The following is a 14,447-nucleotide window of genomic DNA, read 5'->3' on the forward strand; positions in this document are numbered from 1 at the left end:
GCCGGCGCTTGCCACACGAATTGGCGTCGCTAAAATGGCGCCCGCCATGAGACCAGCCGCCTTCCTTCTCGCCGCGCTCTGCTGTGCGGCGAGCGCCCACGCCAGCCAGATTCCGTCCGACGCCGCATCGGTCGGCACATACTTTTCGTATGACAATGCGGCGGCCGACGCGACCGTCGACTTGATCGAGCAGGCGCAGCGTCGCGTGTTGCTGGCCGGCTATACGCACGTGCCGCCGGCGGTCGCGAGCGCGCTGCGCGCGGCCCGCTCGCGCGGGATCGAGGTGCGTGTCGTGCTCGTGCGGTCGCCGCACGCGGGCCGGTACAGCGGCGCGGGCTATCTGAAATCGTCGGGTATCGACGTGGCGATCGAGTCGCGGCACGGCGATCCTGCGCCGCGCTTCGTGATCGTCGACGACAGCGTCGCGCTGACGACGCTGTCCGAAGGGGCGGCTGCGCATGCGGAAACGGTGAACGTGTTCCGGCGCGCGCCCGAGCTCGCGCAATCCTATGCGCAGTCGTTCTGGCGGCTGTACCGGCAGGCCGGCGGCCTCTGACCCTTTCCTTCGGTGCCCCGCGCGCCGGTATGACCCTGCTTGCATCGGCGCCGACGATGAACCATGCTCGTTGACAGGCGCCGGCGCGGGTTTCGCGCATCCGGCGCAACGGCAGGGGGCCGAACGTGTTCGAGTGTTTTGCCGATCGCACCGATGCCGGCTGCCGGCTGGCCGACGCGTTGCGCGATTATGCGGGCCGCGGCAATGTCGTCGTGCTCGCGTTGCCGCGCGGCGGCGTGCCCGTCGCGTATCCGGTCGCCTGTGCGCTGCACGCGCCGCTCGACGTGCTGGTCGTACGCAAGCTCGGCGTGCCGTCCGATCCCGAGCTCGCGATGGGCGCGATCGCGACGGGCGGTGCGATTCATCTGCAGCGTTCGGTGCTCCGCTCGATGAGCGTGTCCGACGCGCAGCTCGCCGATGTGATCGCGCGCGAGACGGTCGAACTGCATCGCCGCGAGGCGTTGTATCGCGGTGCCGCGCCGCCGCTGCCGGTCGAGGGGCGCATTGCGATCGTCGTGGACGACGGCGTCGCGACCGGCGCGTCGATGCGCGTCGCGCTGCAGACGTTGCGCGAGCGTCACCCGGCGCGCATCGTCGCGGCTGCGCCGGTCGCGCCGGCGGGCGCGCGGCACGCGTTCGACGACCTGGCCGATGCGTTCGTCACGCTCTGGCAGCCGCTGCCGTTCTTCGGGATCAGCCAGTTCTACGCGCGCTTCGAGCAGACGAGCGACGACGAGGTGCGCGCATTGCTCGACGCGGCGCGGCCCTGAGACACGGCATCACGTGCGCCTGATGCGGCGCGGGCGGGGGCGGGGGCGAGGGCGGCGTGTTTCGGCCCACGCGAACAGGCGCTGCAGCATCGGATGGACTTCCCCGCGCCAGCGTACCCCGGTAAACAACCCGTAGTGATCGCAGTCGCCGATGTCGATGCGGTAGCGCTCGTCGTCGGCGAGGCCGCTGCACATGTCGAGCGCTGCATGCGTCTGGCCGGCGCCCGTGACCGCGTCGCATGCGCCTTCGACGGTCAGCAGTGCGACGCCGCGCAGCGCGGCCGGCTCGACGCGCTGCCCGCCCACGTCCCACGTACCGACCGCGAGGCTCATGCGCTGGAACACGATGTCGATCGTGTCGAGGAAATACTCGGCGGGCATGTCGAGCAGCGCCGTGTATTCGAGCAGCGCACGCCGTGCGCCGGCGAGCCCGGTCATGTCGAAGCGCGACGCGGCCAGCGCGTACGCTTCGATCAGCGACAGGAAGCGCTGCGGGTACACGAGCGCGATCTCGCCCTGCTGCAGATAGGTGGGAAACACGTGGCGGCCATGCCCCGCGAAACCCGGCGGTACGACATCGATCAGGTGGCGGCGGCACCAGCCCAGCGAATGGGCCGCGGCGGCGGTGCCGAGCGCACTCGGATTCCGGCGCGCGTCGAGCGGGCCGCCGATCAGCGTGACGCTCGCGGGCGGCACGAGGCCGCGAGCGGCGCGCAGCGCGAGCGCGCCGAGCACCGGCACGGTTGCCTGGCACACGGCGACGACATGCAGCGGCCGGTCGTCGTGCGCGAGCCCGTCGACGAAGCCGTCGAGCGTCGCGACATATTCGTCGAGCCCGAAGCGGCCCGCCGCGAGCGGCACGTCGCGCGCATTGCGCCAGTCGGTCACGCAGACGTCGCCGTCCGCGAGCAGCGTCTCGACGGTTTCCCGCATCATCACGGCCGCATGCCCGGCGAGCGGCGCACAGAGCAGTACCGTGCGCCGCGCATCGACGCGCGTGAAGCGCCGCAGGTCGCAGAACGGCGTGCGCGCGACGATGTGCTCGCCGACGGCCGGCCACCCGATGTCGAAGTGCGGGGGCTCGCCCGGCGGCCCGAGCAGCGGCTCGAACAGGTCGTCGTAGCACGACGATGCGGCGTGCGGCAGCGTCGCCGCGGGCCACGCGTCGAACGCATGCCGCGTGGCCGCGCGCCAGGCGCGCATCCATTCCCGCTGCTGCTCGACGAGGGCGTACCACATGGCGAACCTTGGGGCGGAAGGGGGGTGAACTTGCATTATGGTCACTGTGGCCGGACAACGTGAGCCCCACGTGCGGCCGGCTGATGCGCATCAAACGCACGGGGGCGCTAGGCGAAGCCCTGCGGCGCTGCTACAGTCGTCGATCCCATACCCTCAAGCGGAGCGTTTGCGATGAAGCTGATCGGCATGCTGGATTCCCCGTTCGTGCGCCGTGTCGCCATTTCGGCGAAGCTGCTCGACCTCCCGTTCGAACACGAGTCGATCTCGGTGTTCCGTCATATCGAGCAGTTCAGGGCGATCAATCCGGTCGTCAAAGCGCCGACGCTCGTGACCGACGACGGTGCGACGCTGATGGATTCGTCGCTGATCGTCGATTATCTGGATCATCGGGTCGCGCCCGAGCGGCGGCTGCTGCCCGAGGATGCCGCCGCGCGCCTGAACACGCTCGTGCCGGTCGGTTTTGCGCTGGCGGCCGCCGAGAAGAGCGTGCAGGTGGTCTGCGAGCTGGCGCTGCGTCCGGCCGACAAGCAGCACGAGCCGTGGCTCGAGCGCGTGCTGAGCCAGATCGAGGGCGCATACGGTGCACTGGAGCCGCTCGTCGCCGCGGCGAACGGCTGGTTCGGCGGCGCGCGCCTGCTGCAGTCCGACGTGACGGTGGCGGTCGCATGGCGATTCACGCAGTTCATGGCGGCCGACTACCCGGTGCTCGCGCGGATCGATCCGGCCCGTTATCCGGCGCTCGCCGCGCATTCCGCGCGGGCGGAAGCGCTGCCGGCCTTCGTCGAAACGCCTCTCGCGTAGGCCCGCCGGCGGGCCATCCGGTTGCTGCGGGCCGCTGCCGGCTGCCCGCCGGGCCTCGCCAGGCAAGCGTCGGCCGATTGTTCTCCGCGGCTGACAAGTGACTTCGCATTCGCGCGGTTTATCCGGCGGGCGCCGATCCCTAGAATCCACTCCATCGAATGACGCCTTGCCTGATGGAGCTGATGATGCGAACCCTGATCGAATCGAGCCTGTACCACCCGTCCGTCGTGTTGCCGCTTGCCGCGCTGACGCAGTTGATGGTCGAGCGCGATTTCAATCTCGGTCAGGTCGGGCTGATCGTCGCGACGCGTGGTGCACAGGCGGCCGTGTCGCGATCGCGCGCACTGCTGTTCTGCCGCCATTGCGAAGCGCAAGCATGAACGCGTACGCGGCGAGGAGATGAAAAAAAGCCCGGCCGGCGCGAGCCGGTCGGGCGGATCGGATTCGATCGAGCCCCGGCTTCGGCCGGGGTTTTTCATGGGCGATGCTCAGGCGCGTGCGGTCGACACGGCAGGGTACATGCCCGAATCGTCGTCCTCGCGCATCTGGCGCACGAGCTGGTGCGCTTCGCGGCGCGTCGCGACGGCCGGCGGCGAGCCCTTGAGCGGCTGGCGTGCGGTTTCGGCGAGCGCGACGACCGACACGATGCCGATCACGGCGGCGCCCATCATGTAGTACGCGGGCATCATCAGGTTGTGCGTGACGTCGACGAGCCACGCGGTGACCAGCGGCGTCGTGCCGCCGAACAGCGACACCGACACGTTGAAGCCGATTGCGAGCGCGCCGTAGCGGATCTCGGTCGGGAACAGGGCCGGCAGCGCCGACGGCATCACGCCGGTAAAGCACGACAGCAGCACGCCGAGGATCAGCAGGCCGCCGAACACCGATGCCGTGGTGCCGGCATGGATCAGCATCATCGACGGGATCGACAGCGCGAGCAGGCCGACGCAGCCGGCGAGCATCACGGGCTTGCGGCCGACCCGGTCGGACAGGCGGCCGGCGGCGAGCGTCAGCGGCATCATCAGTACCATCACGATCAGCACGAGCACGAGGCTGTGCGATTCGTCGAAATGCAGCGTCGAGGACATGAAGCTCGGCAGGTACGACAGCACCATGTAGTCGGTCACGTTGAAGATCAGCACGAGGCCGACGCACAGCAGCAGTGCACGCCAGTTGCGCATCAGCGTTTCGCGGAAGCGCGCCTTCGGCACGGCCTTGTCCTGCGCTTCGCGCTCCTCCGCCTGGCGCTTGAACGCCGGCGTTTCCTCGAGCTTCATCCGGATGTACAGGCCGATCAGGCCGAGCGGGCCGGCGATCAGGAACGGCACACGCCAGCCCCACGACAGCAGCGCCTCCTGCGACAGCGACGCGGTGAGCAGCGCGACGACACCGGCACCCATCACATAGCCGATCAGCGTGCCGAATTCGAGGAAGCTGCCCATGAAGCCGCGGCGCTTGTCGGTCGAGAACTCGGCGATGAAGGTGGCCGCGCCGCCGTATTCGCCGCCGGTCGAGAAACCCTGCACGAGACGGGCGACGAGCAGCAGCACGGGGGCCATGATGCCGATCGACGCGTAGCTGGGGATCAGGCCGATCGCGAAGGTGCCGACGGCCATCATGATCATCGTGGCGGCGAGCACGCGCTGGCGGCCGATGCGGTCGCCGAGCGGGCCGAACACCATGCCGCCGAGCGGGCGCACGAGGAAGGCGGCCGCGAAGGTGCCGAAGGTGGCGAGCAGCTGCGCGGACGGGCTGCTGGACGGAAAGAACACCTTGCCGAGCGTGACGGCTATGTAGCTGTAGACGCCGAAGTCGAACCATTCCATCGCATTGCCGATGGCCATCGCGCTGACGGCGCGCTTGAGCAGGCTCTGGTCGACGACGGTGATGTCGTCCGCGACGAGCGGGGCTTCGCCGGACGACGAAGCGGAGGAAGAAGCAGCGGTCGGGCTGACGTGTGTTGCGGTCAAGGTCATGCACTCCTTTGACTGCGCCGAACGGGCGGGCCGTCCGACACGGTTTGCCGGCGAGCGCGGTATCGCGTGCGGCGCGTCGGGGCAGACCATTAAGCACTTACTGCACAAGCGGCGGTAAAGGGCCGTAAGGGGCTGCTTCGACGCGGGCCCGATGGGCCGTCGCGACAGTGCGCTCATGAAGAATGGGCCGCGTGATGCAAGCGGCAGATGCCGGTGCGGACGATGTCCTGCGTTCCGGCAAGCGCCCCGGAGGGGCAACGAAACGAGAAAAGCGGGCCTGTCGGGCGGGCTTTCCTGTGGGTGCAATTTCGGTCGAAGGGCCGGCCCGCAACGCGCGGACGGACTTCTCTCGAAATCGAATAGACAGAGATTGAATGTTGAAACAGGCGACATGATAGCACGATGACGGACGATCGTGCAAATTGCCGGGAAACGCCCGTCTGGCGGGGCGTTCGGCGGGGGCGGCTCGGGTATGATCGGCGGCGCGCGGCGGGGCCGTGCCGTCTCACGGTGACGGGGGCGAATTCACGAGGAACCGGATGACCGAACTGATGAGGATCGCGGCGTTGTTCGCCGCCACCGCGCTGGCCGAAATCGTCGGCTGTTACCTGCCGTGGCTCGTGCTGAAGGAGGGGCGGCCGGTGTGGCTGCTGCTGCCGGCCGCGCTGTCGCTCGCGTTGTTCGCGTGGCTGCTGACGCTGCACCCGAGTGCGGCGGGGCGCACCTATGCGGCGTACGGCGGCGTGTACATCGCGGTGGCGCTGGTCTGGCTGCGGGTGGTCGACGGCGTCGCGCTGACCCGCTGGGACGTGGCCGGCGCGGCGCTTGCGCTCGGCGGAATGGCGGTCATCGCGCTGCAGCCGCGCGTGTGAGCGCGGCCGCGGCGCGTGCCGTGTGCCGCGTGTTTCAGGCCGCTTCGGCGGCGCCCGCGTCGGCGGACTGGCGCCATACGCAGGTGCCCTTGACCGACTTGTCGAGCTCGTCGAGCTGCGCCTGGTGCGCGGCGAGCTCGTCGTCGCTCGCGGCCACCACGGCCAGGTCGAGCGCGGCGAGCGACACGCGCTGGCCGTTTGCCGTGCCGCCGTCGGCACCCGCGTCGTCGAGCATGTCGATCACGAGGCTGTCCTGGCCGCGCGTCATCGCGAGATAGACCTCGGCGAGCAGTTCCGAGTCGAGCAGTGCGCCGTGCAGCGTACGGTGCGCGTTGCTGATGCCGAAGCGGTCGCACAGCGCGTCGAGCGAGTTGCGCTTGCCGGGGAACATCTGCTTGGCCTGCACGAGCGTGTCGATCACGCCGCCGCAATGTTCGGTGAACGGCGGCAGGCCGAGCCGCGCGAATTCCGCGTCGAGAAAGCCAAGGTCGAACGGCGCGTTGTGGATGATCAGCTCGGCGTCCTTCACGAAGTCGCGGATCTGGTCGGCGACTTCCGCGAATTTCGGCTTGTCGCTGAGGAATTCGGTCGTGAGGCCGTGCACCGCCAGCGCGCCCGGATCGCTGTCGCGCTCGGGGTTCACGTAGAAGTGCAGGTTGTTGCCGGTGAGCCGCCGGTTCAGCAGCTCGACGCAGCCGATTTCGATGAGGCGGTCGCCCGTGCGGGCGTTCAGGCCGGTGGTTTCGGTATCGAGAATGATCTGGCGCATGTCGGGGAAAACGTAGGAAACAGGGGGCGGCCCGCGTTCAGGCCGTGAGCGATTCGACGCCGCGATTCGCGAGCGCATCCGCGCGCTCGTTTTCGGGATGGCCCGCGTGGCCCTTGACCCAGCGCCACTCGACCTCGTGCTGCGCGACGAGCGCGTCGAGCCGCTTCCACAGGTCGGCGTTCTTCACGGGCGTCTTCGCCGCGGTGACCCAGCCTTTCTTCTTCCAGCCGTGGATCCACTCGCTGATACCTTTCTGCACGTATTGCGAATCGGTGTGCACGATCACCTGGCACGGCCGCTTCAGCGCTTCGAGCGCGGCGATCACGCCCATCAGCTCCATGCGGTTGTTGGTCGTGTTCGGCTCGCCGCCGAACAGCTCCTTTTCCTTGTCGCCGTAGCGCATCAATGCGCCCCAGCCGCCGGGGCCGGGGTTGCCCTTGCAGGCGCCGTCGGTATAGATGTCGATCGTATCGATTGTCATGAATGTTCTTGATGGGTGGTCGGGGAGGCCGCCGGCGTCAGGCCCGGTGCGAGCACGGGTTTCTTCATCCGGATCTGGCCGACGAGGCGCATGCCGCGCACGCGCTTGACGGCCGTCACCATGTAGACGGCGCCGAAGATCGGCCACCAGCGGTCGCCGGCGGCTTCCATGAAGCCGTAGCGGGCCAGCCACTTGTCGGTGACGAGCGGCGGCCGGTAGCAGCCGAAGCGGCCGCGTTCGAGGTCGAAGCCTAGCAGCTTGATCCAGTCCTTGAGCCGGATGAACGCGATCTGGTCGCGCGTGGCCGGCACGAACGGACGGTTCGCCATGCGCCCGAACGATTGCCGCATCCCCCACAGGCTGAGCGAATTGAAACCGGTGATCACGAGCTGGCCTTCCGGCATCAGCACGCGCTCGGCCTCGCGCAGCAGGCGGTGCGGATCGGACGTGAATTCGAGCGTGTGCGGCATCACGATCAGGTCGACGCTCTGCGACTCGAACGGCAGGTCGAGCAGGTCGCACCAGGTCGTGCTGCGATCGGCGGGCGCATGCTCGGGCGAATGGGCTTCGCGGGCCCACGGATATTGATAGGGCGCGCTCGCGCCGCTCGCCGGGTCGAGCACGAGGCCGCGATACGGCATGCGGTTCTCGCGCAGCGCGTCGAGTTGCGGCAGGCCGAGCTGCAGCGCGTGGAACCCGAAGACGTCGGACACGATCCGGTCGAGCTGCGCCTGCTCCCAGCCCAGCACGTAGCGGCCGGGAGGCGAGTCGGTCCAGGCGGGCCAGTCTATAATTTGACGGTCAGACATAACGATGATTGCGCGCCCATGAACGAGCTGGAATACGTGCCGGTTCCGGCATTCGATGACAACTATATCTGGCTCGTCTCGGACGGCCGCGATGCGATCGCCGTCGATCCGGGTGAAGCCGCGCCGGTGCGCCGGGTTCTTGCCGAACGAGGCTGGCGGTTGACCGCTATTTTACTCACGCACCATCATGCCGACCACGTCGGCGGTGTCGCGGCACTGCGCGATAGCCAACCGGACGATGCTCCGCTCGCGGTTTACGGCCCCGCGGCCGAGGCGATCGGCGTGGTCACGCGGCCGCTGGCAGGCGGCGATCGCGTGACGCTCGACGCACCGTCCGTCGCCTTCGACGTGCTCGATGTGCCCGGTCACACGCGCGGCCACATCGCCTATTTCCAGGCGGCCGGGCCGCGCAACGCGGCGCCGCACGTGTTCTGCGGCGACACGCTGTTCTCGTGCGGCTGCGGGCGCCTGTTCGAGGGCACGCCCGCGCAGATGCTCGCGTCGCTCGACGCGCTCGCCGCACTGCCGGGCGACACGCGCGTGCATTGTGCCCACGAATACACGCTGTCCAATATTCGCTTCGCGCTCGCATGCGAGCCCGGCAATGCGGCGCTCGCTGCGTGGCGCGACGAAGCGCAGGCGCTGCGCGCGCGCGGCGTGCCGACGCTGCCTACTACGATTGCCCACGAGCGTGCCGTTAACCCGTTCATGCGGTCGGACAGCGCGGCGATTCATGCCACGCTCGAGGCCGAGTTGCATGAAACGGTGCCGGATCGTCTGACGGCATTCACGCTGATGCGCGAGTGGAAAAACCGGTTCCGATGACGATTTCCGGAGGACTCCAAAGCTCAAGCGGTGTCTGTAAAAATTGCTCCAAATGTAGGATTTCGCTGAGTTTTCGGTGTTTTTATTGACGTGAAGCACGCACTTCCGTAGTATCGCCTGCAATTTCCAGCCGTCGGAAGCCGAGATTTTCATGCGACTTATATTGAGTGCGATGGTGGTTCTGCTGCTCGCCGCTTGTGCGAGCCAGGCCCCTGTCGCCAACAACGCCGCCGATTCGCAGGCGACGTCCAACTACCTCCGTAAATCAGCCACCGCCAAAGAAACTGTCGACGTCGACAAGCAATCCGTCGGCGACCTGACCAGTGCAGACTCCGATCTCTGGGGGCGCATCCGCCGCGGTTTCCAGATGCCCGACCTGCAGAGCGACCTCGTCGACATGCAGACGACCTGGTACACGCAGCGGCCCGATTACGTGCAGCGCATGACCGAGCGCTCGCAGAAGTACCTGTATCACATCGTCGAGGAGCTCGAGGCGCGTCACATGCCGACCGAGCTCGCGCTGCTGCCGTTCATCGAGTCCGCGTACAACCCGCAGGCGCTGTCGGTCGCGAAGGCGGCCGGCATGTGGCAGTTCATGCCCGGCACGGGCCGTACCTACAACCTGAAGCGCAACATGTGGCAGGACGAGCGCCGCGACGTGCTCGCGTCGACGAGCGCCGCGCTCGACTACCTGTCGCGCCTGCATGACATGTTCGGCGACTGGTATCTCGCGCTGGCCGCGTACAACTGGGGCGAGGGCAACGTGCAGCGTGCGATCGCGCGCAACCAGGCGGCCGGCCTGCCGACCGACTACCAGAACCTGCGGATGCCGAACGAGACGCGCAACTACGTGCCGAAGCTGCAGGCGGTGAAGAACATCATCGCGAGCCCGCAGCAGTATGGCCTGACGCTGCCGGACATCCCGAACCACCCGTATTTCGTGACGGTCACGACGTCGCGCGACATCGACGTGGCGGTCGCCGCGAAGCTCGCGAACCTGTCGCTCGACGAATTCCGCTCGCTGAACCCGTCGTTCTCGAAGCCGGTGATCCTCGGCGCGACCGAGCCGCAGATCCTGCTGCCGTTCGACAATGCGTCGGCGTTCGAGAAGAACCTGAAAGCCTACAACGGCCAGCTTTCGTCGTGGACCACCTATACGGTCAGCGAACGTGCACGACCGGCCGCGATCGCCGAGAAGATCGGCGTGGACGCCGATACGCTGATGTCGATCAACAAGATTCCGGCCGGCATGCGCCTGAAGCCGGGCTCGACGATCGTCGTGCCGCGCGGCGATGACGACGACGAGGACATCAGCGCCGACGTCGCCGAAAACGGCGCGCTCGCGATGGAACCCGATGTGCCCGACACGCGCAAGATGCTGATCCGCGTGCGCCGCAAGCAGTCGATGGCGGCGATCGCCGGCCGCTATGGCGTGTCGGTCGGCCAGCTCAAGGCGTGGAACCGCACGCACCGCGATCTCGTGATGCCGGGCCAGGCGCTCGTGCTGCATGTGCCGGTCGGCCGTTCGGTGCCGGCGGAGCCCGGTCCGGAACGGATCGCGACGTCGGCCGCCGGTGCGCACATCGAGCGCGCGAGCCTGGCGGTGGGCGGCAAGTCGCATGGCGCGAAGCGCGGCGCGGCGAAGCCGGCGGCCAAATCGACGAAAGCGACGAAAGCGGCGCCGGCCAAGGCCGCAACGCAAAAGGGCAAGAAGAAGTAGCGCAGTCGCGAGCGCATCGCGCGGCCGGCCCGGTTCGTGCGATTGCGTTATCATCCGACGAAATGCGATGAAACGCCGTCACCGAGGTGACGGCGTTTTTGTTTGTGCGCGGCGCGGGGGTGCCGCCTTGAATGCCTTCATATAACAAGGAGAGACGATGTCGTCGGTGCAGGTGAGGGTGCTCGCGCTGTTTTCGGTCGGGTATTTCGTGTCGTATGTGTTTCGCGGCGTCAATCTGGGCTTCGCGCCGTTCGTCACGCACGAGCTCGGGTTGTCGGCCGCCGATCTCGGCCTGCTCACGAGCCTTTATTTCCTCGGCTTCGCGGGCGCGCAGATCCCGGCCGGCGTGATGCTCGATCACTTCGGCCCGCGCCGCGTGACGGCCGGCATGCTGCTGTTCGCGGCCGCCGGCGCAGCCGTGCTCGGTGCCGCGCACAGCCTCGGCACGATGATGGTCGGCCGGCTGCTGATCGGCGTCGGCGTGTCGGTGTGTCTCGGCGCGGCGTTCAAGGCGCTCGCGCAGCATTTCCCGGTCGGCCGGCTGCCGCTCGTGAACGGTCTCGTGATGGCCGTGGGCGGCCTCGGCGGCGTGATGGTCGGCTCGCCGCTGACCTGGCTGCTCGGCTGGACGAGCTGGCGCGCGATCTGTTTCGGCCTCGCGGTGCTGACGGTGGCCGTTGCGGCGTCGATCGGCCTGGGCGCGCCGGAGGCGAAGCAGGTGCGTCACCAGGGCGGGCTCGTCAGCCAGTTCAAGGGCACGTGGCATATCCTGGGCAGCCGCGCGTTCTGGAAGATCTCGTCGTTCTCCGTCGTCACGCAGGGGGTGTTCTACGCGATGCAGTCGCTGTGGGTCGGGCCGTACCTGCGCGATGTCGCGGGGTTCGATGCGCCGCATGCGGCGCGCCTCGTGTCGGTGCTCGGCTTCGCGATGATGGCCGGCTGCGTCGGCTTCGGCGCCGCGGCGCGCGTGCTCGAGCGGCGCGGCGTGTCCGTGTACGCGTTCTGCGGCATCGGCATGGCGTTGTTCGTCGCGACGCAGGCTGCGATCGTGGCGCGCGTGCCGTTGCCGCCGGCCGTTCTGTGGGCCGCATACGGAATGTTCGGCGGCGTCGGCATCCTGACCTACGCGGTGATGGCCGGGCATTTTCCCGCGCATCTGATCGGCCGCGCGAACACGACGCTCACGCTCGTGATCTTCCTGCTGATCTTTGCGTTCCAGATCGGTGTCGGCGCGGTGCTGTCGCACTGGCCCGCGGTCGACGGCCGCTATCCGGCCGCCGCGCACTTCACCGCATGGGGCGTGTTGCTCGCACTGCAGCTCGCGAGCGCGGTCTGGTACGTATGGCCCGCGCGCGGCGCTGGCCAAGTGCACTGATCCGGCGGTACGCTCGGGGCAGGGCGGCCGCGTAAAACGGGGCCGCAGCGCGCTGCTTCGCGTCGCCGCGCGTCGCGCGTCGCGCACGCACGATCGGACGGCCATATCAATTGAAGATAAGGCCATTTTCAGGCTATAATTTGAAAGTTTGTGCTGATCAACCTCGCACCCTAGCGCCTACCTCATACATCCCGTTCATCCGCCGCACGCCGCCTGCCGGGCGATGCCGCGAAGCCTCGTGCGCCACGCGCCGGGTTCGCGTCACGACAACGCAGGCCGCGTCCAGCAAGCGACCACGCGCGCCCACGCAGCGCGGCGCTCGCGCGGCAGGGTAAACAGGTCGGCAGCAGGGTGTTCCCCAAGGAGCCTCCCGTGTTGCCGTCTTTTACTCCCGCCTTGCTTGCACTCGCCGACGGCACGGTCTTTCGTGGTTATTCGATCGGGGCCGAAGGCCACACGATCGGCGAAGTCGTGTTCAATACCGCGATCACCGGCTATCAGGAAATCCTGACTGACCCGAGCTACTCGCGCCAGATCGTCACGCTCACCTATCCGCATATCGGCAACGTCGGCGTGAACGCCGAAGACGTCGAAGCCACGAAAGTCCATGCCGCCGGCCTGATCATCCGTGATCTGCCCACGCTCGCATCGAACTTCCGCATGGACCGCACGCTCGGCGACTACCTGCGCGACGAAGGCGTCGTCGCGATCGCCGGCATCGACACCCGCAAGCTGACCCGCATCCTGCGCGACAAGGGCGCGCAGAACGGCTGCATCCTGACGGGCTCGGACGACGAAGCGAAGGCGATCGAACTCGCGCGCTCGTTCCCGGGTCTCGCGGGCATGGATCTCGCGAAGGTCGTGTCGACCACGAAGCCGTTCGAGTGGAAGCAGACCGAATGGCGCCTCGAAGGCGGCTACGGCATGCAGGAAGCGCCGAAGTACCGTGTCGTCGCGTACGATTTCGGCGTCAAGTACAACATCCTGCGCATGCTCGCGGAACGCGGCTGCCATGTGACGGTGCTGCCGGCCGAGGCGAGCGCGGAAGATGCGCTCGCGCTGAATCCGGACGGCATCTTCCTGTCGAACGGCCCCGGCGATCCGGAGCCGTGCGACTACGCGATCGCGGCCACGAAGCAGTTCATCGAGCGCGGCGTGCCGACCTTCGGCATCTGCCTCGGTCACCAGATCATGGGCCTCGCGGTCGGCGCGAAGACGCTGAAGATGAAGACGGGCCACCACGGCGCGAACCACCCGGTGAAGGATCTCGGGGACGGCCGCGTGGTGATCACGTCGCAGAACCACGGCTTCGCGGTCGATGCGGATTCGCTGCCGGCCAACGCGCGCGTGACGCACGTGTCGCTGTTCGACGGCACGCTGCAGGGCTTCGAGCTGACCGACAAGCCGGCATTCTGCTTCCAGGGCCACCCGGAAGCGTCGCCCGGCCCGCATGACATCGGCTATCTGTTCGACCGCTTCACCGCGCTGATGGACGCGGCGAAGCAGCGCAACGCTTAACGCAACCGACGCAACCGAAGGACGGGAGATTCGCATCATGTTCGGCCACGCACTCGGCATCACGGATATCTGGACCTACGTGTTCGGCGTGATCTTCATCATCCTGCTGCCGGGGCCGAACTCGATGTACGTGCTGTCGCTCGCGGCGCAGCGCGGCGTGAAGGCCGGCTATCGCGCGGCGTGCGGCGTGTTCGTCGGCGACACGGTGCTGATGGTGCTGTCCGCCGCCGGCGTCGCGTCGCTGCTGAAGGCGAACCCGCTGCTGTTCTCCGTCGTCAAGTACGGCGGCGCCGCGTATCTGCTCTACATCGGCACCGGCATGCTGCGCAGCGCGTGGCAGAAGCTGCGCGCGCGCGCCGATGCGCCGGCCGATGCACCGCCCGCGGTCGACGGCGAGCGCCCGTTCCGCAAGGCGCTGATCGTGAGCCTGCTGAATCCGAAGGCGATCCTGTTCTTCATCTCGTTCTTCATCCAGTTCGTCGACCCGGCATTCCCGCATCCCGCGCTGTCGTTCGTCGTGCTCGGGGCGATCGCGCAATGCGCGAGCTTCCTGTACCTGAGCACGCTGATCTTCGCGGGTGCGCGGCTCGCCGAGCACTTCCGCCGCCGCCGCAAGCTTGCAGCAGGCGCGGCGAGCAGCGTGGGCGGCCTGTTCATCGGTTTCTCGGTGAAGCTCGCGCTCGCCACGATGAGCTGAGCGCAGCCGGCCGACCCACGACAACGATTACTTATTGAA

Annotated in this window: 15 protein-coding genes; 10 read left to right on the forward strand and 5 right to left on the reverse strand. The window is 67.9% G+C overall.

Going from position 1 to position 14,447, the window contains the following annotated elements:
- Positions 1-34: 34 nt before the first annotated feature.
- Both AB3K92_RS28945 and AB3K92_RS28950 read left to right on the forward strand, forming a co-directional pair.
- On the forward strand, positions 35-556 hold the full coding sequence (locus tag AB3K92_RS28945) for a phospholipase D-like domain-containing protein (RefSeq protein WP_042977871.1): 522 nt from the start codon (positions 35-37) through the stop codon (positions 554-556).
- 125 nt (positions 557-681) lie between these two features.
- A complete protein-coding gene (locus tag AB3K92_RS28950; RefSeq protein WP_059620710.1) occupies positions 682-1,326 on the forward strand; it encodes a phosphoribosyltransferase in 645 nt (214 codons plus the stop codon).
- 9 nt (positions 1,327-1,335) lie between these two features.
- On the opposite strand, the gene AB3K92_RS28955 is transcribed toward AB3K92_RS28950, so the two are convergent.
- Entirely contained in the window at positions 1,336-2,565 is a 1,230-nt protein-coding gene (locus AB3K92_RS28955; RefSeq protein WP_059620709.1) for a polyhydroxyalkanoate depolymerase, read from the reverse strand.
- A gap of 171 nt (positions 2,566-2,736) precedes the next feature.
- Between AB3K92_RS28955 and AB3K92_RS28960 the strand changes: the two genes are divergently transcribed.
- Together AB3K92_RS28960 and AB3K92_RS28965 are read left to right on the forward strand one after the other, a co-directional pair.
- Positions 2,737-3,366 carry a glutathione S-transferase family protein gene (locus AB3K92_RS28960; RefSeq protein ID WP_059649325.1) on the forward strand — a complete coding sequence of 210 codons (630 nt, stop codon included), beginning with the start codon at positions 2,737-2,739 and terminating at the stop codon, positions 3,364-3,366.
- Between the two features lie 173 nt (positions 3,367-3,539).
- A complete protein-coding gene (locus AB3K92_RS28965; protein ID WP_042977865.1) occupies positions 3,540-3,746 on the forward strand; it encodes a hypothetical protein in 207 nt (68 codons plus the stop codon).
- A gap of 108 nt (positions 3,747-3,854) precedes the next feature.
- Here AB3K92_RS28965 and proP read toward each other — a convergent pair whose 3' ends face one another.
- Positions 3,855-5,342, reverse strand: coding sequence for a glycine betaine/L-proline transporter ProP (gene proP / locus AB3K92_RS28970; protein ID WP_059589992.1), 1,488 nt, complete (start codon positions 5,340-5,342; stop codon positions 3,855-3,857).
- Between the two features lie 539 nt (positions 5,343-5,881).
- Between proP and AB3K92_RS28975 the strand changes: the two genes are divergently transcribed.
- The gene (locus AB3K92_RS28975) at positions 5,882-6,214 is read left to right on the forward strand and encodes a YnfA family protein (RefSeq protein ID WP_059497978.1); all 333 of its coding nucleotides are present in this window, start codon (positions 5,882-5,884) and stop codon (positions 6,212-6,214) included.
- Between the two features lie 34 nt (positions 6,215-6,248).
- Here AB3K92_RS28975 and dnaQ read toward each other — a convergent pair whose 3' ends face one another.
- Genes dnaQ through AB3K92_RS28990 form a run of 3 tightly spaced genes read right to left on the reverse strand, consistent with a single transcriptional unit; the run spans position 6,249 to position 8,273 of the window.
- Positions 6,249-6,983 (reverse strand): DNA polymerase III subunit epsilon, encoded by a 735-nt coding sequence (gene dnaQ / locus AB3K92_RS28980; RefSeq protein ID WP_059486729.1) that lies wholly within the window; start codon positions 6,981-6,983, stop codon positions 6,249-6,251.
- A 37-nt stretch (positions 6,984-7,020) separates the two neighbouring features.
- Positions 7,021-7,464 carry a ribonuclease HI gene (gene rnhA / locus AB3K92_RS28985; RefSeq protein WP_021163370.1) on the reverse strand — a complete coding sequence of 148 codons (444 nt, stop codon included), beginning with the start codon at positions 7,462-7,464 and terminating at the stop codon, positions 7,021-7,023.
- Positions 7,461-8,273 carry a class I SAM-dependent methyltransferase gene (locus AB3K92_RS28990; protein ID WP_027787882.1) on the reverse strand — a complete coding sequence of 271 codons (813 nt, stop codon included), beginning with the start codon at positions 8,271-8,273 and terminating at the stop codon, positions 7,461-7,463. The genes rnhA and AB3K92_RS28990 overlap by 4 nt, the downstream gene beginning before the upstream one ends.
- Positions 8,274-8,291: 18 nt before the next feature.
- Here AB3K92_RS28990 and gloB point away from each other — a divergent pair, with 18 nt between their 5' ends.
- From gloB to leuE, 5 genes are all read left to right on the forward strand, one after another.
- The gene (gene gloB, locus AB3K92_RS28995) at positions 8,292-9,098 is read left to right on the forward strand and encodes a hydroxyacylglutathione hydrolase (protein WP_021163368.1); all 807 of its coding nucleotides are present in this window, start codon (positions 8,292-8,294) and stop codon (positions 9,096-9,098) included.
- A 151-nt stretch (positions 9,099-9,249) separates the two neighbouring features.
- A complete protein-coding gene (locus tag AB3K92_RS29000; RefSeq protein WP_042977861.1) occupies positions 9,250-10,818 on the forward strand; it encodes a transglycosylase SLT domain-containing protein in 1,569 nt (522 codons plus the stop codon).
- Between the two features lie 157 nt (positions 10,819-10,975).
- Complete coding sequence (locus tag AB3K92_RS29005; RefSeq protein ID WP_369466341.1) at positions 10,976-12,193, forward strand: nitrate/nitrite transporter; 1,218 nt, start codon at positions 10,976-10,978, stop codon at positions 12,191-12,193.
- A 372-nt stretch (positions 12,194-12,565) separates the two neighbouring features.
- Positions 12,566-13,711 carry a glutamine-hydrolyzing carbamoyl-phosphate synthase small subunit gene (gene carA / locus AB3K92_RS29010; protein ID WP_027787879.1) on the forward strand — a complete coding sequence of 382 codons (1,146 nt, stop codon included), beginning with the start codon at positions 12,566-12,568 and terminating at the stop codon, positions 13,709-13,711.
- Positions 13,712-13,748: 37 nt separating this feature from the next.
- Entirely contained in the window at positions 13,749-14,408 is a 660-nt protein-coding gene (gene leuE / locus AB3K92_RS29015; protein WP_021163364.1) for a leucine efflux protein LeuE, read from the forward strand.
- The last annotated feature ends 39 nt before the right edge of the window (positions 14,409-14,447 follow it).

This window comes from Burkholderia sp. Bmkn7 (genome assembly GCF_041103175.1).
Taxonomy (GTDB): Bacteria; Pseudomonadota; Gammaproteobacteria; order Burkholderiales; family Burkholderiaceae; genus Burkholderia; species Burkholderia cepacia.